20 protein-coding genes and 1 tRNA gene are annotated in these 26206 nt (G+C 63.6%); 15 read left to right on the plus strand and 6 right to left on the minus strand.

From position 1 onward, the window contains the following. Positions 1–161: 161 nt before the first annotated feature. Entirely contained in the window at positions 162–800 is a 639-nt protein-coding gene (locus DGI_RS17150; RefSeq protein WP_021760531.1) for a putative MerR family transcriptional regulator, read from the plus strand. 23 nt (positions 801–823) lie between these two features. Here the strand turns inward: DGI_RS17150 and DGI_RS08635 are convergent, their stop codons facing one another. From DGI_RS08635 to DGI_RS08655, 5 genes are all read right to left on the minus strand, one after another. Then, positions 824–1348: a universal stress protein gene (locus tag DGI_RS08635; RefSeq protein ID WP_021760532.1), complete on the minus strand. Its 525-nt coding sequence runs from the start codon at positions 1346–1348 to the stop codon at positions 824–826. Between the two features lie 74 nt (positions 1349–1422). Continuing rightward, on the minus strand, positions 1423–3354 hold the full coding sequence (gene selB, locus DGI_RS08640) for a selenocysteine-specific translation elongation factor (RefSeq protein WP_021760533.1): 1932 nt from the start codon (positions 3352–3354) through the stop codon (positions 1423–1425). Positions 3355–3361: 7 nt separating this feature from the next. Beyond that, on the minus strand, positions 3362–4741 hold the full coding sequence (locus tag DGI_RS08645) for an aminopeptidase (RefSeq protein ID WP_021760534.1): 1380 nt from the start codon (positions 4739–4741) through the stop codon (positions 3362–3364). 9 nt (positions 4742–4750) lie between these two features. Then, positions 4751–6163, minus strand: a complete 1413-nt coding sequence (gene selA / locus DGI_RS08650) for an L-seryl-tRNA(Sec) selenium transferase (protein ID WP_021760535.1) — start codon at positions 6161–6163, stop codon at positions 4751–4753. Positions 6164–6186: 23 nt separating this feature from the next. Further along, positions 6187–7578, minus strand: coding sequence for a bifunctional folylpolyglutamate synthase/dihydrofolate synthase (locus tag DGI_RS08655; RefSeq protein ID WP_021760536.1), 1392 nt, complete (start codon positions 7576–7578; stop codon positions 6187–6189). 131 nt (positions 7579–7709) lie between these two features. Between DGI_RS08655 and DGI_RS08660 the strand changes: the two genes are divergently transcribed. After that, positions 7710–7786, plus strand: a tRNA-Arg gene (locus DGI_RS08660). Between the two features lie 565 nt (positions 7787–8351). Here the strand turns inward: DGI_RS08660 and DGI_RS08665 are convergent. Continuing rightward, a complete protein-coding gene (locus tag DGI_RS08665; RefSeq protein WP_041725605.1) occupies positions 8352–9587 on the minus strand; it encodes a Fic family protein in 1236 nt (411 codons plus the stop codon). 373 nt (positions 9588–9960) lie between these two features. Between DGI_RS08665 and cas1f the strand changes: the two genes are divergently transcribed. The 13 genes from cas1f (at position 9961) to purT (ending at position 26185) form a co-directional block, all read left to right on the plus strand. Next, positions 9961–10941 (plus strand): type I-F CRISPR-associated endonuclease Cas1f, encoded by a 981-nt coding sequence (gene cas1f, locus DGI_RS08670; RefSeq protein WP_021760538.1) that lies wholly within the window; start codon positions 9961–9963, stop codon positions 10939–10941. Further along, positions 10938–14267 (plus strand): type I-F CRISPR-associated helicase Cas3f, encoded by a 3330-nt coding sequence (gene cas3f, locus DGI_RS08675; RefSeq protein ID WP_021760539.1) that lies wholly within the window; start codon positions 10938–10940, stop codon positions 14265–14267. Before cas1f ends, cas3f begins: the two co-directional genes overlap by 4 nt. Before the next feature lie 213 nt (positions 14268–14480). Further along, positions 14481–15812, plus strand: a complete 1332-nt coding sequence (gene csy1, locus DGI_RS08680) for a type I-F CRISPR-associated protein Csy1 (protein ID WP_021760540.1) — start codon at positions 14481–14483, stop codon at positions 15810–15812. Continuing rightward, positions 15805–16764 (plus strand): type I-F CRISPR-associated protein Csy2, encoded by a 960-nt coding sequence (csy2, locus tag DGI_RS08685; RefSeq protein ID WP_027193500.1) that lies wholly within the window; start codon positions 15805–15807, stop codon positions 16762–16764. The genes csy1 and csy2 overlap by 8 nt, the downstream gene beginning before the upstream one ends. 27 nt (positions 16765–16791) lie before the next feature. Then, the gene (gene csy3 / locus DGI_RS08690; RefSeq protein ID WP_021760542.1) at positions 16792–17829 is read left to right on the plus strand and encodes a type I-F CRISPR-associated protein Csy3; all 1038 of its coding nucleotides are present in this window, start codon (positions 16792–16794) and stop codon (positions 17827–17829) included. 3 nt (positions 17830–17832) lie between these two features. Continuing rightward, the gene (gene cas6f / locus DGI_RS08695; RefSeq protein WP_021760543.1) at positions 17833–18393 is read left to right on the plus strand and encodes a type I-F CRISPR-associated endoribonuclease Cas6/Csy4; all 561 of its coding nucleotides are present in this window, start codon (positions 17833–17835) and stop codon (positions 18391–18393) included. 236 nt (positions 18394–18629) lie between these two features. Next, positions 18630–18755 carry a DUF1641 domain-containing protein gene (locus tag DGI_RS18755; protein ID WP_158407306.1) on the plus strand — a complete coding sequence of 42 codons (126 nt, stop codon included), beginning with the start codon at positions 18630–18632 and terminating at the stop codon, positions 18753–18755. Positions 18756–18789: 34 nt separating this feature from the next. Beyond that, entirely contained in the window at positions 18790–19146 is a 357-nt protein-coding gene (locus DGI_RS08700; protein ID WP_021760544.1) for a response regulator, read from the plus strand. Positions 19147–19228: 82 nt separating this feature from the next. Further along, positions 19229–21193, plus strand: coding sequence for a response regulator (locus tag DGI_RS08705; RefSeq protein WP_051286361.1), 1965 nt, complete (start codon positions 19229–19231; stop codon positions 21191–21193). Further along, positions 21193–23535, plus strand: a complete 2343-nt coding sequence (locus DGI_RS08710; RefSeq protein ID WP_081696779.1) for a PAS domain S-box protein — start codon at positions 21193–21195, stop codon at positions 23533–23535. The genes DGI_RS08705 and DGI_RS08710 overlap by 1 nt, the downstream gene beginning before the upstream one ends. 32 nt (positions 23536–23567) lie before the next feature. Further along, on the plus strand, positions 23568–23933 hold the full coding sequence (locus DGI_RS08715; protein WP_021760480.1) for a DsrE family protein: 366 nt from the start codon (positions 23568–23570) through the stop codon (positions 23931–23933). 183 nt (positions 23934–24116) lie between these two features. Further along, positions 24117–24842, plus strand: a complete 726-nt coding sequence (locus DGI_RS08720) for an N-acyl homoserine lactonase family protein (RefSeq protein ID WP_021760479.1) — start codon at positions 24117–24119, stop codon at positions 24840–24842. 161 nt (positions 24843–25003) lie between these two features. Beyond that, the gene (gene purT / locus DGI_RS08725) at positions 25004–26185 is read left to right on the plus strand and encodes a formate-dependent phosphoribosylglycinamide formyltransferase (RefSeq protein ID WP_021760478.1); all 1182 of its coding nucleotides are present in this window, start codon (positions 25004–25006) and stop codon (positions 26183–26185) included. Positions 26186–26206 lie beyond the last annotated feature (21 nt).

The raw sequence follows: 26206 nt of genomic DNA on the forward strand, positions 1-26206 counted from the left end.
GCCTATGGCAGTGGCGCGGGCTTGTCAACGCGCCGGGGGATGGAGTCAGCGGCGGGATTCTGGATACCATCTATTTTTGTGGGTGGTTGCATATCGCAATCATACCGTTTACAGTTGCGATCCAGGTTGCCTGCCCTGAACCCGGAATCCAGGATGTGCCCATGATTTCTTCCCTGCCCGACGATGATCCCCTGCATGCGGACGGTCCCGTGTCCATCATGGATCTGGCGCGACGGTTCCTGCTGCCGGAATCCACCGCCCGGTATTATTGCAAGCGGTTCCTGCCCTGGCTGCCCCATGCCGGACTGGGCAAGCGGCGGCGGTTTCTGCCGGAAGCGGTGCCGGTGTTTGCCGTCATTGTGCAGGGCATGCAGGAATGCAAGGATGCCAGACAGGTGGAGCGGCAACTGGGCGAGCCATTCGCAGGATCGCAATTGCCGCAAGTAAAATCGCAGCCTCGTGCCGTGCAGGAGGCGTCGCGCATGGGCGAACTGGCCGTCATCCAGCCCACGGCCCTGCATCCGCATGAGTTGGGCGAATTGGCCCAGGCCGTGCGCCAGCAGGGAACGGCGCTGGAGACCATTGCCGGCGCGCTGCTGGCCATGCAGTCCCAGCAGCAGGAGCTTGCTGCGTTGCGTCAGGCCTTGGCCCGCCGGGAAGAGGAAGCCCAGACCCTGCGCGAGGAGTTGCGCCGGTTGACCATGCTGCAGGACAGTGCGGAAAAGACGCATCAGCAGGATTTGGAACAGCTGCGCAAGTGGCTGGCCGCCCTGGCCCGGGAGCAGCAGAAGAACCGGTAGTGTGAGACGGGGTTTTCCCGCGATTATTCCGGCTCGTCTTCGTGCACCGGGGCCACAAGCACGGGGATGCGGCTGGACCGGATTACGCCTTCGGCCACGCTGCCCACCAGCAGCCGCGAAACCATGCCTTGCCCGTGGGACCCGACGACGATGCAGTCAAACTCGCCGTCATGCGCGCAGTCCAGAATGGTTTCCACAGGATCGCCGGCCTTGACCAGAATTTCCAGCTGCTGTGACAGATCCGCCGCAGCCTCGGCCTGCATTTCCTGACACAGTTGTTGAAGTTGCGCTTCCACATCCGTCGTTGCGATTTGTTGTTCGCGATCCAGCCAGTCCAGGTTGCTGCCGAGGCTGCTGCCGGGCCCGATGAGGGACGCCGGGTCCAGGACGGCGCGCTGGGAGAGTTCGACGGCCAGGTCCGGCAGGGTGTGCAATACCGTCAGCCGCGCATTGTACGCCTGGGCCAGGGAGAAGGCGTAGCCCATGGCGTGGCGGCAGACGTCCGAAAGGTCGCTGGCGAACAGGATATGCTGGAAATGCGGGAGCATGGCGGATTCCTGGAAAGGGTGGCGCGAAGGGAGCGATCCTAGCGCATCTGCGGGGCCATTGGCAATGGAAATGCCTATTGCCGCCGGAGTCGGCGTTTGTCTCCCACGCGGACGGTGATCTTTTCCTTGTCCAGCCACTCCAGCAGGGGGATGAGGTATTTGCGGGTCAGGCCGGTGAGTTCGCGGAATTTGTCTGGCCCCATCTCCTCGCGGGGGGTGTCCGGATCCTGAAACCAGGCGCGCACGCGGGTCACGAGCTCGGCCAGGGCCGGGGCGTGGAAGTACATGTCTTCCTTCACCTTCACCAGCGTGCCCTGTTCCTGCAGCAGGGTGAGCACCGGCTGGGCCTGCTTGGGTGTCACGGCCAGGGGTTCCAGCACGTCCTTGAGGTTGGGCGGGGTGAGCCCGCCGGCCACGTAGGCCGCCAGCAGCGTCTGGGAGAATCCGGCCACGTCCGAGGCCATGGACACGGCGTGCCCGGCCAGCTTGAGCACATCGCCCTCAGTTTCCAGGTCTTTTTGCTTGAGGAGCCGTTCCACCACCAGATGCCCCAGCCTGGGCGGCGTGGCGGCGGGCCAGGCAGCGGAAAGCGCCCCACGAGAGAGGCCGAGCTTCATGGGCTCCCGGGCATGGAAGGCCTTGACGAAGGCCAGGGTGGCGGCGGACAGCTGCTGCACCGTGTCTCCGGCCACGTAGCGGCGTTCTTCCTTGTCGAAGAGCAGGGCGGTTTGCCGGCCGGACATGGCTTGCAGCACGGCGTCCAGTTGTTTGGTATCCAGATTGGCGCCGGCCTTGAGCTCGGCCAGACTGCGGCCCAGCACGCCGGCCATGGCCAGTTGGGTGGCCACGAGTGCTTCGGGATTGCCGGTCAGCAGGGGATCGAGGCGTTGCAGGTCGGCCTCGTTGAAGCGGCGGACCTTGAATGTCCGCGGTCTGGGCAGCGGGTTCAGCACCCGTCCGCCGGCCACGGTGCGCAGGGGGGCGAAGCTGCGGATGACGAAGCGGTCGCCGTACACGCCCACCATGGGTTCCTCGAAGCGGATCTGGCAGATGCAGCGTTCGCCCGGGGCCAGGCGGTCGCGGTCGAAGAGATGGATGCGCGCCTGGGTCTCCCGCGCGCCGTGATGGAAGTGCACCTCCAGCCGATGCTTCAGGGCCTTGGGCGAGGAGGACAGGCAGGTCAGTTCCACATCCCAGCCCAGATGCGGGAAGAGCTGCCCGGGCCGGCCCAGCACATCGCCGCGGTGGATGTCTGCCACGTCCAGACCGGCCAGGTTCACGGCCGTGCGCCGGCCGGCGGGGGCGGTGTCCGTCGGGGCGCCGTGGCTTTGCAGGCTGCGTATTTTGGAGGTTGTGCCAGATGGATACAACACCACATCCTCGCCCAGGACCAGTTGTCCGGCAATGAGCGTGCCCGTGACCACGGTGCCGTGGCCTTTCATGGTGAAGACGCGATCGATGGGCAGGCGGGCCAGATCCGGCCGGCGGGTGGGGGCAAAGGCGGCCACCTGCGCGGCCAGGGCGGCCTTGAGTTCCGGCAGCCCCTGCCCGGTATGGGCGGAGACGGGGAAGATGGGGGCGTTTTCCAGGAAGGTGCCGTGCAGGAACCCGGCCACGTCCTCCGTGGCCAGGGCCAGCCAGTCTTCGTCCACCATGTCGCACTTGGTCAGGGCGACGAGGCCGCCGGAGATGCCCAGGAGCTGGCAGATTTCCAGGTGCTCCCGCGTCTGGGGCATCACGCCCTCGTCCGCGGCCACCACCAGCAGCACAAAGTCGATGCCGGTGGCCCCGGCCACCATGTTCTTGACGAATTTTTCGTGCCCGGGCACGTCCACGATGGACAGCCGTTGCCCCTCCAGATCCAGGAAGGCAAAGCCCAGCTCGATGGTGATGCCGCGCTTTTTTTCTTCCACGAGCCGGTCGCAGTCGATGCCGGTGAGGGCTTTCACCAGCGTGGTTTTGCCGTGGTCGATGTGCCCGGCGGTGCCCATGATGACGGGGCGCATGGCGGCCTCAGCTTTCCAGGAAGGCCCGGAAGGCCTCCGTGGTGGCGAAGATGTCCGCCTTGCTGGAGAGTTCCAGGGGGCTGTGCATGGAGAGCACGCAGGGGCCGACGTCGATGACGTCCATGCCGTACTGGGCCAGGAACTTGGCCACGGTGCCGCCGCCGCCCAGATCCACCTTGCCCAGCTCGGCCATTTGCCAGGGGATGCCCCGGGCGTCCAGCACGCCGCGCAGCCAGCCCACGTATTCGGCGTCGGCCTCGCTGGCGCCGTATTTGCCGCGGTGGCCGGTGAATTTGGAGAAGCTGGGGCCGTAGCCCAGGCGGGCGCTGTTCTTGGCGTCGTGCAGCTCCTGGAAGTCCGGGTCCACGGGGGCGTGGACGTCGGCGGAGAGGGCCTTGCCGGCCAGCATGGCGGTGCGCAGGGCCGTGCCGGGGTTCCAGGCGGCGATCAGGTCTTCCAGGCAGTATTCCAGAAAGCGGGACTGCGCGCCGGTGGCGCCGTCGGAGCCGATTTCCTCCTTGTCCCAGATCAGCACCAGGGTGGTGTATTCGGGGGCTTGGGCCTGGAGCAGGGCTTCCAGGGCGCAGAAGACGCAGGCGCGGTCGTCCTGGCCGTAGCTGCCGATCAGGGCCTTGTCCAGCCCGATGAACCGGGCCGGCCCGGCAGGCACGGCCTGCAGTTCGGCGGAGAGGAAGTCGGCCTCGGCGATGCCGTAGCGCTCGTGCAGCATGGCGAGGATGCGGGTCTTGACGGGATCCTTGGGGGCCTCGGCCTCGGGGGAAGGCTTGCCCGCGGGCTCGTGCCCCAGGATGATATTCAGCTTTTCCGCCTCGAAGCCGTCGGAAATTTTCTGCTCGTTGTGCTTCTGGGCCAGGTGGGGGAGCAGATCCGGGATGGCAAAGGCGAAGTCGTCGTCTTCGCCCAGCACAATATCCACCACGCGGCCGTCGGCCAGCACGACCACGCCGTGCAGGGCCAGGGGGATGGCCAGCCACTGGTACTTGCGGATGCCGCCGTAATAGTGGGTCTTGGCGCGCAGCAGATCACAATCCTCGGTGAAGGGCCGCTGCTTGAGGTCCAGGCGGGGGGTGTCGCCGTGCGCGCCGAGGAGCCGGAAGCCTTCGGCAAGCGGCCGGCGGCCCTTGCGGGCCAGGAGCACCGTCTTGCCGCGCCAGGGACGAAGATAGGTCTCGGAATCCAGGTTCTCCACATAGCCGGCGGCGGCGGCGCGGTCCACGAGGTAGCGGACGGTTTCGCGCTCGGTCTTGCAGGCGGTGAGGAAGGCGAGGTAGCGCAGGGCCATGTCTTCCATGGCTTGGCGGTCTTCGGGGGAGGCGTAGCGCTCCCAGGCGCTCTTTGGGGTATGGAACAGCGGATTGTCAGCCATGATGATTCCTTATGAGATGATTGCCGAGCGCAGCACCGTGGTGGCGAGGGGCAGTTCCTCGTCCAGCAGGGTGCGCGGATCCAGGCAGAAGCGGTTACGTTCGATGCGCCCGACAAGGGGCGGGTCGCTTTCCAGCAGGCGGCGCTGGAGTTCGTCCGGGGAAAGGCCCATGCCGGTGGTGTCCAGCTCCACCAGGGTGGTGGGCAGGTCGCGTTCGGGAAAGGCCCCGCCGCCCACACGGGATGCGCCAGGACAGGTGGAGACGCGCACCCCGGCGCCCAGCTCCTTGCGCAGCCTGCGGGCCAGCCGGCCGGCCTTCTGCCGCAGGGCCTCGTGAGTCATGGCCAGCATGCGCAGGGTGGGGATGCGCTCGCGGGCTTGGGCAGGGTCCAGGTACAGCCGCAGGGTGGCTTCCAGGGCGGCGAGGGTCATCTTGTCGATGCGCAGCGCCCGGTTGAGGGGGTTCTTCTTGATGGGATCGATGAATTGCTTGCGGCCCATGATGATCCCGGCCTGCGGTCCGCCGAGGACCTTGTCCCCGCTGCAGGTGACCACGTCCGCCCCCTGGGCCAGGACCTCGCGTACCGTGGGTTCGCCGTGCAGGCCGATGGTGGAGAAATCAAAGAACGTGCCGCTGCCCAGATCTTCCAGCACAGGCAGGCCGTGGCGGCCGCCGATCTCGCGCAGTTCGGCCAGGCTCACTTCCCTGGTGAAACCGATGATGCGGAAGTTGGACGTATGGACCTTGAGCAGGGCGGCAGTCTGGTCGGTGATGGCGTTTTCGTAGTCCCGGGGATGGGTGCGGTTGGTGGCGCCCACTTCCTTGAGGATGGCGCCGGACCGGGCCATGACATCCGGAATGCGGAAGGACCCGCCGATTTCCACCAGCTGGCCACGGGAGACGATCACTTCCTGCCCCTGGCACAACGTGGCCAGCATGAGCAGCACGGCCGCGGCGTTGTTGTTTACCACCAGGGCGGCTTCGGCTCCGGTGAGACGGCAGATCAGGGCCTCCACATGGCTGTAGCGGCTGCCACGCTCGCCGGAGTCCAGGTCGAATTCCAGATTGGAATAGTAGCGGTTGGCCTGGGTCACGGCCTGGATGGCTTCCTCGGCCAGCAGGGAGCGGCCCAGGTTGGTGTGCACCACCACGCCCGTGGCGTTGAGCACGCGGCAAAAGTGCGGCTGCCCGGCCCGGCGCACGAAGGCCGCGAGCTGCGGGAAGAGCACGGCGTCGGCCAGATGGGCGGCGTTGTCTATCCGGCCGTCCTTGATGGCGGCGCGCAGCATGTCCAGAAACGCGGTGGCGGCATCCTTGCGCAGGTCGCGGGGCAGGGCAGCCAGGAGGGGATCGGCCTCCAGATACTGCAGGGCGGCATCGGTGGACGGCAGGTGGCGGAACAGGGCAGCGGGTGTGGACATGGCAGTGGCGCGGCTCTCGCGGGCTAGGGGTCTGCCTGCCAGGGACCCAGCAGGTGGGGAGCGAGCTTAAAGAACTCCGCCAGCAAATACAAGGAGCCACAGCACAAGACCGGCGCCGTCGAAATTGGCGCGCCGGGGCTCGCCATCCCGGCCAGCACGTCCGCCAGGCTGCCGCCGGCCTGGATTCGGTCTCCAAACGCCGGCCGCAGTCTGGCCACCACCTCCGCCGCCGGCAAGGACCGGGAGGACCCGGGCAGCTCCGGTACGATGCATCGGCCGGGTACAATCCGGGCCAGCAGAGGCGTCATGGCCGACAGGTCCTTGTCCTTCAGGCAGGTGAAGACGAGGTGCTCGGGCCTGCGGAAGCCGCGAGTGGGTCTGGCCAGGGCCTGTTCCAGAATGGCCAGGGCCGGGGCGTTGTGGGCGGCATCCAGCAGCATGGCGGGATACCTGCCGGGGACGGCGGGCGCGTGCTGCAGGCGGCCGGGCAGCCAGGTGCGGGTGAGCCCCTCCCGGGAGGCGGCCGCATCCAGCGGCCAGTCGTGCCGGCTGGCCAGCACCAGCCAGGCGGCCATGGCCAGCCGGGCGTTTATGGTTTGATGCGGGCCGGGCAGCCCCAGGGTCAGGGGCGCAGGGCCTTCGCCGGCCAGGGGATCGGGCAGGGGGTAGAAGCCGAAATCGGGATCGAATCCCCGAGGCATTCGGACCTCGAACAGCTGCGCCTTGCGCGCCGCGGCCACGCGCTCCAGCCGAAAGATGGCCCGCGGATCCTGCGGTACGGCGAGGACGAGGCCATTTTTCGGCACGGCCCGGGCCTTGTCTGCCGCGATGGCCGACAGGGACGGGCCGATGACATCGGCATGATCCAGCCCGATGGGCGCGACGAGGAGCATCTCTCGTGGCGCTGCGGTGGTGGCGTCGCCGCCGCCGCCCAGGCCGGCTTCCAGGACGATGAGATCCACCTCCTCTTCCCGGAACCACCACAAGGCCATGGCCAGGGTGCGTTCAAAATAGGTGAGGGAGGGGCCGGTGGGAGTCTGCAGCACGGCGTTGGCCGCGTCCACCCAGCTTTCCGCGGGGATGGGCTCCAGGCCAAAATCGTCCACCAGCACCATGCGTTCGCGCGGGTGGAGCAGGTGCGGCGAGGTGAACAGGCCCACCTGCAGCCCCTGGGCCGCGGCGATATGGGCCAGAAAACAAGCCGTGGATCCCTTGCCGTTGGTGCCCACCACCTGCACCGTGGGAGCGTGGGACACATCCAGCCCCAGGGCCGTGAGGCAGTGGCGGATGCGGTCCAGGGTCAGTTCCATGTGGAAAAAACCGCAGGACGCCAGCCAGGCATCCACCTCGGCGGCAGACGTCAGGAGGGCCGGGAGGGGAGGGGGGACGACGGAAGCATTCAGGGAATCTGTCATGCATGCACGCAATGCCGCGACCGGCGCACAAGGTGAGGGACACGGAATCGGATTTACAAGAAGGACGGAACGGGGTAAAGTCTGGAGTTTCCACCAGCGCCGCATGTCGGCGCTTCCGTCGGTCCTTGTGCGCGCCCGTAGCTCAGTTGGACAGAGCAGGAGCCTTCTAAGCTCTTGGCCGGGGGTTCGAATCCCTCCGGGCGCACCAATACATTCAGGACACATCATTTGTTGACGCCCGGGCCAACGGCTTTTGCGGCAACTCCATTCCGACGTTCTTTGTCCGCGGGTGGTTGCGCTCATTACAATCGATACGTGCTGGCCTGGCAACCTCACGCGCGAATTCGCAAGCTCTCGATGCGAAGTGTTGTTAGCGAGACACACGGGCAGGCAGTCAACAGACGGGAAAAGACACGAAAAAACAGAAGCAGACAATAATTACTAGCAATAAAAGGAGTTTATACACAAAAAAACCCGTCCTGAAGACGGGTGTAATCAACTATGTGGCGGAGGGAGAGGGATTCGTACAACAGACATTATTACTTGAAATTATATCATTTATTGGCATGTTTTTTTGTATGCCCCCAGCGTGCAGGCCATGAATTGGGCTCCCTGATTGGGATCACCATCGATATCCAATCATAGCATCCAAGATTGTGCAACATGCTGGCCGGTCAACAGCACTGAGTCAAGTGGTTCCGCATTGCTGTCAATATGTTGCATCTGACTGCAAACATTGATTATGATCGTGTTGCGGCGCTGCAAGATAGGCTCTATTCCTGCCCACCGGGCGCGTCCGGGAACTCGGGGAACAGGCCGGGCATCCAGCGTGGGGCCAGGCGGGCGGGGAAGGCGAGTCGGAGGGGGGCCCGGGAGCTTTCGGAGATGACCACGCCCTGATCCTGCAGGGCCGCCACCACCCGCCGCGCCTGGCGGTCGCCCAGGCCGGTCACGGTGGGCACGTCGCTCCGAGGCAGTTCGCCGCGATAGAGCAGGGCCTCCAGGACGGCCATGGCATGGTGCGGGAGTTGCCCCAGGCGGATGCATTCCTCGGCCCAGAGGGCAATGCGGGTGCGCAGCTGCTCAGGCTGGATCAGGCGTTCCATGAAGGCCACCTGGTCCAGGCAAATGTCCAGAAAGAAAGCCACAAACTCCACGAGGGCCGCCTGGCTGAGGCTGCCGCGGCCGTCGGTGTCTCCCTGGCGGGGGAGATCGCAGGCTGCCAGATGCCGCTTGTAGGCCTCCACGTTGCGGGCCAGCCCGCGGGCCACGGACCAGAGGGCGCCCGTGTCCAGGCTCTCCAGCAGGACGGCGTGGGACAGCAGACGGGCGACGCGGCCGTTGCCGTCGAGGAAGGGATGGATCCACAGCAGCCGATGGTGCGCGCAGGCCGCGGCCAGGATGGTGTCCGCCTTGCCAAGTCCTGAGTATGCCTGGACAAACCGGTGCAGAAACCGCGGCACTGCGCCGGGGCTGACGGCCACGTGCCGTCCCACCCGCACATCCCGCGTGCGTAGGGTGCCGGGCTGCACCCTGACGCGTTCTTCTGCCTGATTTCCATCCCCGACCGTCCACAGCAGTTCCCCGGGCAGCCGCTCGCAGAACTGCCGGTGGAGTTCCAGCAGGCCCTCCAGGGTGAAGGCCCGGCCGCGCAGCCCGCCCGCGTCGATCCAGGCCTGGACCTCCACATGGGCCCGCGCCTCCAGCTGCAGATTACGCTGCCGGGCGTCGGCGCTGAAGTCCTGGCGCAGGGCGCGTTCGATGTCCACGGGGTGGGTGTCGTGCCCCTCGATCAGGTTGCTGTAATAGCAGTTCATGGACCGCACGAGCCCGGCCAGGGAGGTCGCCAGATGGCCTGGCAGACTCCGGCGCAGGCCAGCGGACTGCTGGGCTAGCACCAGAATCTTGTCCAGCAACTCGCCACGCCGCGCCGCGCCCGAGGGCACGAGCAGGGGCTCCATCAGGGCGATGCTTTCGCCGCGATCTGGGGGGATGATGTCCGCTTGCATGACAGGGAACGATGCGTCCATAACTGCTTTATACAGCGTAACTATCCGCGTGTAAACCAGAGAGGATGTCTGGCGAAATGTCCGCTTGGATGGCCGGATGGGGACGGATGGGAGGGGCGGCAGGCTTGCGCTCTTGGGGTGTATTTTATATCCGATATATGCGGGTGGCGTATTGAGCAGTTGGAGCTAGATCATTTTAATTTTGCAAAAGGACATTGCGAGAGGGGAAACCTTTTTGCAAAAGGTTNCTCGCGCTCTCCCCTTCCAAAACTTTGATAGTATTTTGTAATTATAAAAAAAGTCTTTGGGGATGGGGCTCCCCCAGGAACTCTTCTCAAAGATAAAATGCTCTAAATGCAATGAGGGGCTCAAGATGAAAAACGACATGGTTGCCTCGGATCTCAAGACGATCATGCACTCCAAGCGGGCCAATTTGTACTATCTTGAACATTGCCGTGTGCTCGTCCATGGTGGGCGCGTAGAATATGTGACGGATGCCGGGAAGAAGTCGCTCTACTGGAATATTCCCATCGCCAACACCACAACCCTGCTGCTTGGCACAGGAACCTCCATCACCCAGGCGGCCATGCGTGAATTGGGGAAGGCCGGCGTCCTCGTCGGATTCTGTGGCGGTGGTGGGACACCGTTGTTCAGCGCCAATGAAGTGGAAGTTGCCGTCTCCTGGATGTCTCCCCAAAGCGAATATCGCCCGACAGAGTACCTTCAGTCTTGGGTGCAATTCTGGTTCAACGATGCAGCGCGTCTCAGCGCAGCAAAGGCGTTCCAATACGAACGGCTTCGATGTGTTGAACAATTTTGGACCACACCGAAAACATTCGGCGATGCGGAGTTTAATGTCGAGGGCACACAACTGGGACTTGTCCTGGAGTCTGCCCGCAATGCCATGCAGCGGGCTTCGGATTCGATGGTGCTTTTGACCGAAGAGGCGCACCTAGCCAAATCACTGTATAAACTGGCTGCACATGCTGTTGGGTATGGCCAGTTTTCTCGGGCCAAGCGGGGAGCCGGCACGGATTCAGCCAACAGATTTCTCGATCATGGCAACTACCTGGCCTATGGGTTGGGCGCTACCGCAACCTGGGTGCTGGGCATCCCGCATGGGTTGGCCGTCATGCACGGCAAGACAAGGCGTGGCGGATTGGTGTTTGATGTGGCCGATCTGATCAAGGATGCCGTGGTCTTGCCGCAGGCCTTTATCTCGGCCATGCGCGGCGATGAGGAGCAAACCTTTCGCCAGGCATGCATTGATGTGTTTGCCCGTTGCGAGGCGTTGGACTTTATGATCGAGACACTCAAGAAGGTTGCCCTGCAAACGGCGAAGAGCGTGGCATGAATATCCTCATTGTGTCCGAATGTACTGGAAATGCCATCAAGGAAACGCAGCGGATTCTGGATCAGTTTTCCGAACGCCGGGGCTCCCGAACATGGCAGACGGCCATCACGCATGCAGGGTTGGAGACGCTGCATCGTCTGCTGCGCAAAACGGCGCGCAAAAATACTGCAGTGGCCTGCTACTGGATTCGTGGAATAGATCATTCCGAGCTCCTGTGGATTGTCGGGGCAACAGATCGGTTCAATGCCCAGGGGGTTGTTCCGACCAATGAAACAACCCGCAACATCCTCCGTTCCAGAGATGAAAATGATTGGCACACGTTGCGCCAGATCTATCTACTGTCTGCCCTGGCGGCCCTGTGGCATGACCTGGGCAAGGCGTGCGACGAATTTCAAAAGCGACTGCGGCAGAAAGCGATTCCCACGCGCAATCTGCTGCGGCATGAATGGATTGCTCTGCGGATTTTCCAGGCATTCGTTGGCAAGGGCAGTGATCAAGACTGGCTGGATCGACTGGCCAGGCAGGACATTATTGCTTCAAAACAGTTGTTGCACGCTGTGCAGGCTGACGGCCTGACGGCGACATCGCCGGCGCCGTTCCGCAATATGCCTCCCCTGGCCCAGGCGGTAGGCTGGCTGATCGTGACGCATCACCGACTGCCTCAACTGCCCAAGGAATCCCGCCAAGGGTTTCAGGCGGCAATGCTTGAGGATATTCCAGGCAACATCACTGCCGAGTGGAACGAGCGTGTGGACAGGTCTGATGCAACAGCGCTCAAGGCGTATTGGCAGTTCAAGCATGGCCTGCCCATGGACCTGCCGGCCTGGAGGGAACGGGCGGCCAAACACGCGCGCCGGCTGCTGGAGCTCCCGGCAGAGCAGTGGGCACATAGCCTGGACAACCCGTATGTCATGCATCTGTCCCGGTTGGCGCTGACCCTGGCCGATCATGAATATTCGAGCCGAGAATCCAGTGAAGATCGAAATTCCAGGAAGTCAGAGAGCCTTCTCTATGCCAACACGAACAAGTCTCGGCAGTTGAAGCAGCCGCTGGAGGAACACCTGCTCGGCGTGGAAAAGTGCTGCGGGGATATTGCCTATGCCCTGCCCAGGCTGGCCGAGGAGCTGCCGCGACTGGCCCGGCATAGGGGATTGCGCCAACGCACGGCCGTTGAACGCTTTCGGTGGCAAAACAAGGCGGCGGATTTGGCGGAAGGCATCCGTGAACGCACGGCAACCCAGGGGGCCTTTCTCGTCAACATGGCTTCCACCGGCTGCGGCAAAACCCTGGCCAATGCGCGCATCCTTCATGCTCTTGCCGATCCCGCCAAAGGCATGCGCTGTGTGTTTGCGCTGGGGTTGCGCACCCTGACCCTGCAAACCGGGCGCGAGTATCGCGAACGCCTGCACCTGGGCGAAGACGTCGTGGCCATCCGGGTCGGTGGCGGGGCCCTCTGGGAGTTGCCCGACCATCAAGGCCATCAAGACCATCAGGGCAATCAGGGCCAGGAAGATTCCGGCAGCGAGTCTGCACAGCGCCTGCTTCCCGAGGATGGACAGGTCTTTTTCGAAGGGGCAGCGGATGCCCACCCGGTGCTGCGGCGGATGCTGAACGAGCCCAACTCCCGGGCACTGCTGACTGCGCCGCTGTTGACCTGCACCATTGATCATCTGGTCCCGGCCACGGAGAGTCTGCGGGGAGGGCATCAACTGCTCCCCATGCTCCGGCTGCTGAGCAGTGATCTTGTGCTGGACGAACTGGACGACTACGGCATTGAGGATTTGCCTGCCGTGGCAAGGCTGGTGCACTGGGCCGGCATGCTTGGCTCCCGGGTGCTCATTTCCTCGGCCACCCTGCCGCCTGCCCTGGTGCAGGGCATGTTCGAGGCCTACCGTGAAGGCCGCCGCGTGTTCCAACACAATCGGGGGCAACGCCCCGGTGAAGCGCCGGACATGTGCTGCGTCTGGATTGATGAATTCCAGGCCACGGCCAAGGACTGCGCCACCATGGACGCCTTTGCCCAGGCCCACATCGCGTTTGCCACCAAACGTGGGGAAAGGATCGGTCGGGCCCCCGCCATCCGTCGTGCTGCCGTGCTCCCCGTGTCCATTGCCTGCGGACAGTCGGAAAAGATCCGCCAGGAATACGCCCGCATCATTCTGGGGGGCGTCCTGCAATTGCATGCGCAGCACCATATGCCGGATCCCGTCAGCGGCGCCCGCGTCAGCTTCGGGCTGGTGCGCATGGCCAATATCGGCCCCCTGCGCGAGGTGGCCCAGGCCTTGTACCAGCTCGAACTTCCAGAAAATATCCGCATCCATGTGTGTGTGTATCATTCCCAGTATCCGCTGCTGATGCGTTCGGGCATTGAACAGCTTCTGGACAAGGCGCTGCAGCGCAAGGATCCCCTTGCCGTCTTCAAATTGTCGGACGTCCGCCAGCGTCTGGATGCCAGTCCAGCCTGTGAGCACATCTTTCTGGTGCTTGGTTCGCCGGTGACGGAGGTCGGACGGGACCATGACTACGACTGGGCCGTGGTCGAGCCGTCTTCCATGCGTTCGCTCATCCAGCTTGCCGGGCGCATCCTCCGGCACCGACTCCTTCTGTGCACCTCGCCCAACATCCTCATGCTCTCACGCAACATCAGAAGCCTGGAACACCCTGGAGAGCCCGCCTTTCAGAAACCTGGATTCGAGACAGCACACGGCTTCGCACTTAACAGCCATGAGTTGGAGGAACTACTGCGGCCGGAGCAGTATGCAGTCATTGACGCCCGCCCCCGCATTCTCGCGCCAGAGGTGCTGCGCCCTGCCGAAAGTCTGGTTGATCTTGAGCACGCGCGGCTTGCCCGGCTCATGCAGCAGCCGGCGGTGCCGGTGCTCACCCCGCGCGAGCAGCGTGCCGGGGGCAAGGCCGTTGCCCCCGTGGGGGCCTATAGCTGGTGGCGGCAGCCGCGCGGCATGCTCACCGGTCTGCTGCAGCGCGAACAGCCGTTTCGGAAACAGACCCGTCCTGAAGTGGAGCTTGTCCTGCTCCCCAATGAGGACGAGGATGACTGGGTGCTGCACGAGATCAAGGAGGAGCATGGGCAGCGTTCGTTCGAGTCTCGGGCCTCCCGCCTGAAAAGTCCTGACCTTGCGTCCTCCCCGCAGGTGCAGCCCTGGGGGCAGGTGGACTATCTGGCTGCTCTGAAGGAACTGGCGGAATCGTTGGACATGCCTCTTGAGGTATGCGCCAAAAAGTTCGGCACCGTGACGTTGCCGGAACTGAAAAGCGATGGGACGTATTCCTTCCATCCGGCTTTGGGGTTTGGGGTTGATAAATAGCCGCTTGAATTCTAACCCGCTGGGCAGTAAGGTCTTTTGACCACTGCCGTACAGGTAGCTCAGAAAATTGGGTGAAAGATGTTGCCGTATGTTTACTGCCGAACAGGCAGTTGATGAAAATATCTTTCCATTGGTTGAAATATGTTAAAAAATTCTGTATGACTCAATGAAGGAAGAGGATATTTATGAAGCATTAATAAACCAGGAGACAACATGAGTAAACCAGATCCAGAACGAATACGCGGCCTGCAGCAGGTCATGGATGGCTTCCTCGTCGTCCGGCGGGATGCCAAGCTGGAGAAGCTCAAGCCCGATGACCCCAAACGAGAGGAGGTGAGCGCGCAATACGAGCGCCCCGCCTGGCTTGCCGATGCCGCCCGGCGGGTCGGCCAGATTCAGGCGGCAACCCACACCGTGAAGCCCATGCATCCGGATGCGCGCGGCACCAATTTGTACTGCAAGGCGGATGCGCTGCCGGAGCATGCACTGGTCGGCAGTCATCTGCTGGGAGAGGGGTGCGCAGCAGATGTAATCGGCAATGCTGCAGCCCTTGACGTCAACAAATTCCTGACCCAGGAGTATCAAGGCAAGACCCTGCTGGCCTGGATGCAGGAGGACGAGGCCGCCGTTCTGGCCGCCTTTGCAGTTGAGGATGCCGCCCTGGCCCGCCAATGGCTGCAGGCCTTTCTGGGGTTGACTCGCACCCCGGCCGTCCGCGTCTCCCACACCCTGGCCAAGCAACTCTACTGGCTGACCGGGGATGACCCACGCGATGATGCGCAGTATCATCTCCTCGCCCCCCTGTATGCCAGCTCCCTGGCGCACCGTGTGTATCTGACCATCCAGGCACACCGGTTTAGTGACGAGACAAAAGCGGCCCGCGAAGCAAAAAAAAGCAATTCCCCCTGCGAGCACGGCCTGCATGAGTATCGGGAACTTGCGGTGCAAAAGTTTGGGGGAACAAAACCGCAGAACATCAGCCAGCTCAACAGTGAACGCAAGGGCGTCAACTATCTGCTGGCGTCGTGCCCGCCAGTGTGGTCCCCCCAGCCCGTCAGGCCGCCATTCGGTGTCGAATCCGTGTTTGTCGGGTTCGGGCGGCAGCGGGACGCGAAGGCCCTGGTGCGCGTCTTGGCGGAGTTTCTTGCGTCCGAGCCTGCTGCCACCCTGGCCACGCGCCAGCATCGTGATGAGCTGCTTTTCCAGATCCTTGGCGAGTTGCATCAGTTTGCCGAGCGGTATCGTGCACTCCCTCCTGGCTGGAGTGCGGACCCTCGCTGCCGTCTTGTGGAGGCCCAGCAATGTTGGCTCGATCCACAACGCGCTGCCATGGATGCCGAGTTTGCCGACATCTGGCTGCATACGGCGTGGCGGGACGAAATCAAGCGTCGCTTTGGAAACTGGCTCAACGCCGCCCTTGGCGACAAGCTGCCCCTGGGGGATGTGGAGCATGTCTATTGGGCAGACCTGTTCGATGATGAACGGTGGCGGCGTCAGTTGGATGCTGATCGGCGCATGCTCGAAAAGGAGGCGCCACATGCCTAAGCTGCCGCAAATTGATGGCCTGTTGATTGTGCCGCGCCTGCGCATCCAGAACGCCAATGCCATTTCCTCGCCCATGACCTGGGGCTTCCCTTCCATGACGGCGTTTCTGGGCCTCATGTGGAAGCTGGAACGTCTGCTGGCAGGGGACATTGCGGTGGTGTTCAATGGAATAGGCGTGGTGTGCCACGCCTTCGAGCCCCAGGTGAGCCGCGGAGGCTTCACCAAATCCTTCTGCCTGACCCGCAATCCGGTGGGGAAAGACGGCGGTTCGGCCTCCATTGTCGAGGAAGGGCGCGTGCATCTGGAAGTGACCCTGGTGTTCGGCGTCGTTGGCGACATTCTGATGGCCTCCACCACAGAACGGGAGGCCGCGGCGGCGCACATTGCCGGGCTGTTGGCCCGGATGCGCGTGGCCGGCGGAACGGTGTTGCCCGGCGTCTCCCCTCGTTCGCCACAACTGATTGCCCTGGAAGAGGATGAGGAAAAGCAGGCAGCGCAGATTCATGCCGTTCGTCGCATGCTGTTGCCTGGCTCCTGCCTTGTGGAGCGCAATGATCTGCTGGAGCGCCGGCATCAGCAGCTTCAAGCCACAACCCCGGCAACATCGCGCCTGGATGCCTGGCTGGATCTGGCCCGGACCAATTGGCGCTCCGTTGTGGCCCAGGATGAAAACGGTACGGAAACGGTGACCTGGCAGCACGACCGGACCGACGGCTGGGTTGTGCCCATCCCCCTTGGCTATGCAGGTCTGGCCGACCTGGAAGCGCCGGGCACGGTGCTGAATGCCCGCGATACCACCACGCCGTTTCGATTTGTCGAAAGCATATACGGCATCGGGCAGTGGGTTGGCGCGCATCGCTTGAAGAACATGCACCAGATGCTTTGGTATTCCTCTGCAGACGATGCCGCAGGCATGTACCGCTGCTGCAATGATTTCACACAATATTTGTGATGAACGCATCACCACAAGGAGATTCTCATGAGCACGGCCTTGAAAACCGCCTCTGTTCTGGCTTTTGAACGGAAACTTGAGCCCTCCGATGCCATATTGTTTTCTGGAAACTGGGAGACACGCAATACGGAAAAAGCCTGGGGGGCCATTGCCATCCGGGAAAAATCCGTGCGCGGCACCATCTCGAACCGGCTGCACCTCAAGGATAAGGACAAGGAAAAAGACGCGGCCAAGCTGGATGCGGCCATTGAAAATCCCAACCTGCAGACTGTGGATGTTGCCACGCTTGCTGCAGGACAGGACACCCTGAAGGTCAGCTTTACGGTACGGGTGCTTCCTGGCACGGGTCAGCCTTCGGCATGCAACGAGCCCGCCTATCGCGCCAAGCTCCTGGCCACGGTGGAAGCCTATGCCAGGGAGCATACCTTTGCGGAGTTGGGACGTCGTTACGCCTTCAATCTGGCCAATGGCAGGTTCCTCTGGCGCAATCGCATGGGCGCCGAGCAGGTGGAAGTCTGCATCCAACGGCTGGAGAACGGGCAGCCCAGCGTCACCTGGACGGTGGATGCCTTGCAGTTCCCGTTGCGTTCCTTTGACGCTCCTGCAGCGGGAAACGCTGCGGTCGATGAACTGGGCGCATTGATTGCCCAGGGGCTGCGGGGAGAAACCCACGTGCTGCTGCAGGTGACGGCCTTTGCCCGCCTGGGCATGGGGCAGGAAGTGTTCCCGTCGCAGGAACTCATTCTGGATCGAGGCAGGGGCGACAAGAGCAAAACCTTGTATGATGTCAGCGGTGTTGCAGGCATCCATTCGCAAAAGGTCGGCAATGCCATCCGTTCCATCGACACTTGGTATCCCGGGGCTGACGAACTTGGGCCCATTGCCGTGGAGCCATATGGTTCTGTGACGACTCAGGGCAAGGCCTATCGCCAACCAAAGGACAAGGTGGATTTTTACACCCTGCTCGACAACTGGATGCTGAAGGACAAGGTGCCTGCGTTGGAGCAGCAGCATTTTGTCATGGCTGTGTTGATCCGGGGCGGTGTGTTTGGCGACAAGGAGTAATCCATGGATCATTACATTGAATTTCGTCTGCTGGAAGACCCGGAATTCGCGCCGGCCCAGCTCATGAATGTGCTGTTTGGCAAGCTGCATCTTGCCCTGGCTGAACGAGGGTGTGATGATATCGGGGTCAGCTTTCCGGATGGGGACAACTGTCGCACCCTCGGCACACGGTTGCGGCTGCATGGCACTGCTGCTGCCTTGGGCCGTCTGATGCAGGGCAACTGGACGGCTGGCATCCGTGATCATGTGGCTCAATCGCCGGTGCAGCCTGTGCCTGCTGGGGCCAGGTATCGCGCCTTGTATCGGGTGCAGGCGAAAAGCAATCCTGAGCGGTTGCGTCGTCGCAGGATGAAGCGCCACGGGGTGGATGCGGAAGCCGCCGCCCGGCAGATTCCAGACAACGCGGTGGAGGTGCTCAAGCTGCCATATGTGCAGGTGGCAAGCCAGAGCTCGGGGCAGCGTTTTCGCCTCTTTTTTCAATACGGGCCAGTGGAAGCGGAAGCGCGAAATGGGGAGTTTAACGCATACGGCTTGAGCCGTGGGGCCACCATCCCCTGGTTTTGACCCTTTTTTTGACCGGGCAAATGCGGACAATGATTTCAGGGCATTGCGAATGCCACTCGAAAAAGGGTCCCTGATGAGTAAGAGGCAGTTTGTCTTGAAATATGATGTGGTTCAAGCTAAACTGCCTCAGTTCACTGCCGCATAGGCAGCTCAGAAAGTCCAGATATGTGCCAGTGGGGTCAACGTACGGTTCACTGCCGCATAGGCAGCTCAGAAACGCAGAGATGCCGGCCAGTATGAACCTGAAGGACGCCGAGCCCCTCGGCTTCCGGGGCATGCTCGCCGCCATGCGCGACCCCGAACTGCGCGAGGGTCTGGGCGTGGGCCTGCAAATGGCAAAGTCTCTCCAGAAACTGAAGTAATCCACCAGCGTACACGGTGAATCACGAGGTGCATATGTCCAAGAAAATTCTCATCATCGACGACGATCCGGATATCGTGTCCTACCTGAAGGACGTGTTCGACGAGGCCGGCTTCACCACGTTCGTGGCCTCCAACGGGGTGGAGGGCCTGGAACGCGCCCAGGTGCATCGCCCGGACCTCATCACCCTGGATATGGACATGCCCGGCCGCGGCGGCACGCTGTTCTATGTCAAACTGCGCCAGGAACCGTCCCTGGCCGAGATTCCGGTCATCGTCATCTCCGGCGTCGGCCCCCGCCCGCCGGCAATTAACAAGAACGTCCCCGTGCTCTCCAAGCCCGTGGATCCCCAGAAAACCCTGGCCCTGGCCAAGGAAATGATGGGCGCGTAAGAACAGGCGACACCGAAGCGCGAGGGGGAACCCCTTTCTACAGAAAGGGGTTCCCCGACAACATCCGACGCAGGAGCCGAGCATGCAAGACGGGTTGCCCGAGCGTGTTCTGATCGTGGACGACGAAGCCCCCATCCGGGAGGTGCTGGAGCTGTCCGTGGCCGACCTGGGCTACGCCGTGCAGACCGCCGCCCATGGGGAGGCCGCCCTGGCAGCCTGCGAAACCTTCGGCCCCGGCATCGTGCTCACGGACATCAAGATGCCCGGCATGGACGGCATCGAGCTGCTCAAGCGCATCAAGGCGGCCTGGCCGGATATCGAGGTCATCATGGTCAGCGGGCACGGGGATATGGAGCTGGCCATCAAGAGTCTGCAACTGGAGGCCATGGACTTCATCACCAAGCCCGTGCGCGACGAGTTGCTGGTGAACGCCCTCAAGCGGGCCTCGGAAAAGATTGCCATGCGCCGCCAGCTTCGGGAGCACACGCAAAACCTGGAGCGCATCGTCAAGGAAAAAAGCGCCCGCCTGGTGGAGCTGGAACGCCAACTGGCCGTGGGTCAGGTGGTGGAGGGCCTCTCCACGGCCATGCGCAGCCTTGCCGCGGCCTTCGAGGAAGGCCCCAGCTACTTCAACGAGCTGCCGTGCTTCATCTCCATCCACAACAGGTATCTGGAGATTGTGGCCGCAAACCAGCTGTGCAAAACCCGCCTGGGCGATCTGGTGGGGCACCATTCCTGGGAAGCCTACGCCGACCGCGCCGGCAGCGGCAACGCCTGCCCGGTGTGGCAGACCATCGAGACCGGCAAGGCCCAGCGCAGCCGCGAACGCCTGCGGGACAAGGACGGCCAGGAGATCCCGGTCATCGTCCACACGGCTCCCATCCTCAACCAGGACGGGCAGGTGGAGTTGGTGGTGGAGCTTTCGGTGGATGTCTCGGAAGTGAACCGCCTGCAGGAGGAACTACGCGCGGCCCGGGAAAAATGGCAGCGCCTGTTCGATGCCGTGCCGGCCACCATCGCCGTGGTGGACCGGGAATTCCGCATTGTGGACGCCAACCGCCGCTTTCGCCAGGACTTCGGGGAAACCAGGGGCGGGGAGGCCTGCCGCTGTCATGACCTGTTCGGGCATCGGGACCACCCTTGCGAGGCCTGCCCCGTGGCCGAGACTTTCGAGGACGGCCTGTCCCACGAGAGCGAAACCGTGGTGGCCACCCGCAGTGGTGCGCAACGGCATGTGCTCATCCAGACCGCGCCCGTGCGCAACGAGGCCGGGGAGATCGACCAGGTAATGGAAATCGCCACGGACATCACCCAGATTCGCCAGTTGCAGGACCATCTGGCCTCCCTGGGGCTGATGCTGGGCTCCATGTCCCACGGCGTCAAGGGCCTGCTCACCTCCCTGGACGGCGGCGTGTACAAGGTGGAAGCCGGCCTGCGCCGCGAGAACGACGCCAAGGTCCGCGAGGGTTGGGGCATCGTGCGGGACAAGATCGCCCGCATCCGCAAGATGGTCCTGGATATCCTGTACTACGCCAAGAGCCGCGAGCCGGAACGCGTCCGGGTGGATGCCGCCGCCTTTGCCCGGGATCTGGCCGAGGTGGCCGGCGCCAAGGCCGCATCCCGCGGCGTGCAATGCATCGTGGATATTGCCCCCGGGGCCGGCCAGATCGCCATGGACGAGACGGCCATGCACTCCGCCCTGGTCAATTTTCTGGAAAACGCCGTGGACGCCTGCGCCGAGGCCGCCCACCAGCAGCAGGTCCCGCCCGCCGAAAAGGCCGTGCGGCTGCATGTGGCCGATGTGGACGGCCAGTTGGCGTTTGAAATTGTGGATAACGGCGTGGGCATGGATCAGCACACCCGCGAGAAGATGTTCACCCTGTTCTTTTCCTCCAAGGGTTCCCGCGGCACAGGCCTGGGGCTGTTCATCTCCAACCAGATTGTGGCCCAGCACGGCGGCCGCATTCTGGTGGAAAGTGAGCCGGACCACGGTTCGCGCATCGTCATCACCCTGCCCCGCGGCGGCAGCGCCGGGGAGCGCGCCTGATGCCCCGCCCTGGCCGGCTGCTTCGCTCGCTGGCGCAGCGCATGGCGGCCTACGCCCGCACCCGGCTGACCCTCAAGCTGGCCGCGCCCATCGTCTGCATCCTGTTCGTCTGCATCCTGGCCTGGAGCTTTTACCACATCCGCCATCAGCAGGCCTTTGCCCGGCAGAGTATCGTGGCCAGCGCGGATCGCGTGGCCAGCACCGTGCAGCTTGGCCTGCATTACGCCATGATGCTCAACTCCCGGGACGACATCCGGGCCATTGTGGAAAACTGCGGCACCCTGCCGGAGATTCGCGGCATCCGCATCTTCAACAAGCAGCAACAGATGATGTTCTCCACCGATGCGCGGGAAGTGGGCGTGCGGTTCTCCCAGTTCGAGCCCCTGTGCCAGACCTGCCACGGCAGCACCCCCGCCCTGCTCACCCCTTCCCTGGAACAACGCCTGTACAGCGAGAACGTGGAGGACGGCGAGCGCCTGTTGCGGCTGGCCAGCCCCATCCCCAACGAGCCGGGCTGCTCGGACCCGGCCGGCTGCCACTTCCACAATGAGGAAGACAAGATCCTCGGCGTGCTGGACATCTCCTTCTCCACCCAGGGTAGTCAGGCGTTGGCGGATGAAAGCATGGTCCAGACGGTGTGGCTGGCCGTCATCCTCTTTCTGCTCTGCGCCGGCGCGCTCTTTTTGCTGGTGGTGGTGCTCATCAAGCGGCCCATCCAGCGCATCATCGAAGACGCCGCCATCCTTGCCCGCGGAGAGATGCCCCCTGCCCCCCCGGCGGTGCAGGAGGATGAAATCGGCCACCTGGCTGCCACCATCCGCACCATGGGCGGCGATCTGGTGGCCAAGAACAGCGAGCTCGCCCGCCAGCGCAACCTGTATCAGGATCTCTTCGAGGGTGTGCCCTGTCTGGTGACCGTGCAGGACCGCGACTACCGCCTGTTGCGCTTCAACCGCACCTTTCAGGAGCGGTTCTCCGCGGCCAAGGGCCAGTTCTGCTACAAAGCCTACAAAAACCGGGACGAAAAATGCCCGGATTGCCCCGTGGAAAAAACCTTCGAGACCGGCCGCTGCTGGACCACCGAGGAAAGCGGCTGCTACAAGGACGGCTCCAAGGCGCACTGGATTGTCCATACCGCCCCCATCCACGACACTGACGGCAACATCGTGGCCGCCATGGAAATGTGCCTGGACATCACCGAGCGCAAGGAGCTGGAACGCGAGCTCAAACGCTCCGAGCGCAAGTATGTGGACATCTTCAATAACATCCCCAGCGCCGTCTTTGTGCTGGACCCGTCCGACCCCGGCGAGCTGACCATCCTGGACTGCAACCGCGGCGCCGTGCTGCTCTACGGGCACGACAAGCAGGATCTGGTGGGCATGCGCTTTCTGGATCTCTTCGCCGCAGAGCAGGACCGCGCCCGCCTGACCGAGGCCGTCGCCAGCGGGTCCGGGCTGCATCGGGGGCTGGATCAGGCCCGCCAGCGCGCCCGCGACGGCCGCGAATTCTTCGTCAGTGTCAGCGTGTCCCGCTCGGAATTCTTCGACCGCACCGTGCTGCTGGCCACGGTCAGCGACATCACCAAGCGCCTGGAGGCTGAGCAGCAGCTCATCCAGGCCTCCAAAATGGCCACCCTGGGCGAGATGGCCACGGGGGTGGCGCATGAAATCAACCAGCCGCTTTCGGTCATCCAGACAAGCATGGATCTGGTCCGCCGCCGCCTCAACCGGGGCGAGCAGCCGGAACTGCCCCTGCTCACGCGCATGACCGAGCTGGCCACCCAGCAGATCGAACGCGCCACCCGCATCATCAACCACATGCGCGAATTTGGCCGCAAGGCAGAACTGCACCTGGAGCCCGTGAACCTCAACGACGTGCTCCGGCGCGCCTTCGATTTCTTCGGCCAGCAGCTGGCCCTGCGCAATATCGAGATGGTCTGGGATCTGGACGAAAAACTGCCCCTGGTGCGCTGCGAACCCAACCGCATGGAGCAGGTGTTCATCAATTTCCTGCTCAACGCCCGCGACGCCATTGAGGAGCACGCCGAACGGCTGGAAAAGACCGGCCACACGGCAGCACGCCGCATCACCGTGAAGACCATGCACAATCAGGAATACGTGACCCTGCGCATTTCGGATACCGGCGGCGGCGTGCCGCCGGCCATCGCGGCCCGCATCTTCGAGCCCTTCTTCACCACCAAACAGGTGGGCAAGGGCACGGGGCTGGGGTTGTCCATCAGTTACGGCATCATCCAGGATCACGGCGGGCAGATCCACGTCTCCACCAACGAGGCCGGCGGCGCGAGCTTCCACATCCGCCTGCCCGTGGCCCGGGAAGCATAGACCGACTCATCGAGACACACGGGGAGAAAACCATGAGCAAATACCTGTTCGTCCTGGCCCGGGGACCCGAAGACGGCGGCCGCGTGGAGCGCTGCCTGCGGCTGGCCCGGCTGGCCGTGCTCAAGGGGCACGAGGTCAGCCTGTTTCTGATGGACGAAGCCGTGCTGCTGGCCCAACGCTTCATCTGCTCGCAGCCGGACAAACTGCCGGAGGTGGCGCCGGATGCCCTGTGCCAGCACTTCCAGTTCCTGCGCAAGGCCAGGGCTTCCATCCTGCTGGATGTGCACAGCGCCCGGCAGCGCCTGGGGATCCGCCCGGCCCTGCCCAGCGGCCTGGCCCTGATGAGCGACGCCGCCATGCTGGACCTAGCAGAAGAATCGAAAGTGTTTTCGTTCTAGAGAAGATTGCGCTTGAAAAAGATCCGTGCGAGAGGGGAAACCTTTTGCAACAGGTTCTTCCCTCTCGCGTTCTCCCCTTCCAAAATGTTGATGGCACTTGCAATGATGCCAAAAAAGTCTTTGGGAGGGGGTCCCCCCGAGAACTCTTCTCAAAAACACACTGCTCTAACAGGAGTTGAGTGCATGTCATTTTCCATCACGCCCCTGCTGGTGGGGGTACGCAATGTGGACCAGGGGATCATGACCTGGCAGCGCGGCTACGGCAAGCGCATCTGGCTGCCCATATGGTCCTTCCTGCTCAGGGAAAAGGGCGGCGAAGGCCGCATCCTGCTGGTGGACACCGGCCTTGAAGACTTTGTGCCGCCGCAGGAATTCATTGACGAAACCGGTCTGGACGCCCAGCTCATGGAAGACGCCCTGGCCGCCGTGGGCATCAGGCCCGAAGACGTCTGGGGCGTCATCAACACCCACCTGCACGACGACCATTGCGGCAACAACCCGCTGTTTCCCAACGCCAGAATCTTCGTGCAGACACTGGAAGCCGAGGCCTGCCGCAATCCGCATCCCGTGGACTACCGCTATGATGCATCCTACATCGATGGCGTCAATCTGGTGGAGCTGGACGGCGACGCGGAAATCCTGCCCGGTCTCAAGGTCCTGCTGACCCCCGGCCATACCCCCGGCAGCCAGACTGTGGTGGTGGAGACAGACGAGGGGCCGGCCGTCATCGCCGGCATGTGCAGCAACCAGGAAAACTTCCCGGCATCTGGCCTGGCCGTGTGCCCTGGCGTGCACTGCAATGCATATGTCGCCCACGATACCGCCCAGGCCCTCAAGGCCATGCGGCAGGCCGGGGCCGAGCTCTACCCCCTGCACGACCTCACCGTGGCCACCCGCGCCAAGGCGTAATTGTTTCCCCGCCCGAGACGCCGCACACCGCCAACCCCAACCGGTCCGGGGGATGCCTTCTTGCACAAGGCATCCCCGGGGCCGCCCTCCTCCCCCTTGCCCTTCGCGCCGCTCCCTTGTAGCCTCCGGCCTCCCCCCTCACCTTTTTGAAGGAGACCCGCATGGCCAGCATCGGCACGCCCCTGACATCCTCCGCCACAAAACTGCTGCTCCTTGGCGCCGGCGAACTCGGCAAGGAAGTGGCCATCGAGGCCCAGCGGCTGGGCGTGGAGGTCATCGCCGTGGACCGCTACCCCAACGCCCCGGCCATGCAGGTGGCGCACCGGTCCCATGTGATCAGCATGCTGGACGCCGCAGCCCTGCGCGACATCATCACGGCCGAGCAGCCGGATTTCGTGGTCCCGGAGATCGAGGCCATCGCCACCGAAGAGCTGCTGGCGCTGGAGGCCGAGGGCGTGACCGTCATCCCCACGGCCAGAGCCGCCCGGCTGACCATGGACCGCGAAGGCATCCGCCGTCTGGCCGCCGAGGAGCTGGGGCTGCGGACCTCGCCGTATCGCTTTGCCGACACCAGGGCCGAATTTCTGGACGCCTGCCGCACGGTGGGGTTTCCCTGCGTGGTCAAGCCGGTGATGTCCTCCTCGGGCAAGGGGCAGAGCGTGGCCCGCGACGAGGCCGAGGCCGAAGCCTCCTGGGACTACGCCCAGACCGCCGGCCGCGCCGGCGCCGGCCGGGTGATTGTGGAAGGATTCGTGGATTTTGACTACGAAATCACCCTGCTCACGGTCCGCCATGCCGAGGGCGTATGCTTCTGCCAGCCCATAGGCCACCGCCAGGAAAAAGGCGACTACCGCGAATCCTGGCAGCCGCACCCCATGACGCCGGCCGCCCTGGCCGAGGCCCACCGCATGGCCGAGGCCATCACCGCCGCCCTGGGCGGGCGCGGCATCTTCGGCGTGGAACTGTTCATCAAGGGCGACGAGGTCATCTTCTCCGAGGTCTCCCCCCGCCCGCACGACACGGGCATGGTGACGCTCATCTCCCAGGATCTGTCGGAATTCGCGCTGCATGTCCGGGCCATTCTGGGCCTGCCCGTGCCGGCCATCCGGCAGTATGGCCCTGCGGCGTCGCGGGTCATCCTGGCCGAGGGCGACTCCGCCGCGCCGCGCTACGTCATTGCCCCCGAGGCCCTGGCCGAGCCGGACACCGCCATCCGTCTCTTCGGCAAACCCGAGGTGCGCGGCCTGCGGCGTATGGGCGTGGCCCTGGCCCTGGGAACCGACGTGGAAGACGCCAAGGCCAAGGCCATCCGCGTGGCCGGGCAGGTGCAGGTGACGCTGTAGGGCAAGGTAGCTTTGGAAAGG

The sequence above is a fragment of the Megalodesulfovibrio gigas DSM 1382 = ATCC 19364 genome (genome assembly GCF_000468495.1).
GTDB lineage: Bacteria > Desulfobacterota > Desulfovibrionia > Desulfovibrionales > Desulfovibrionaceae > Megalodesulfovibrio > Megalodesulfovibrio gigas.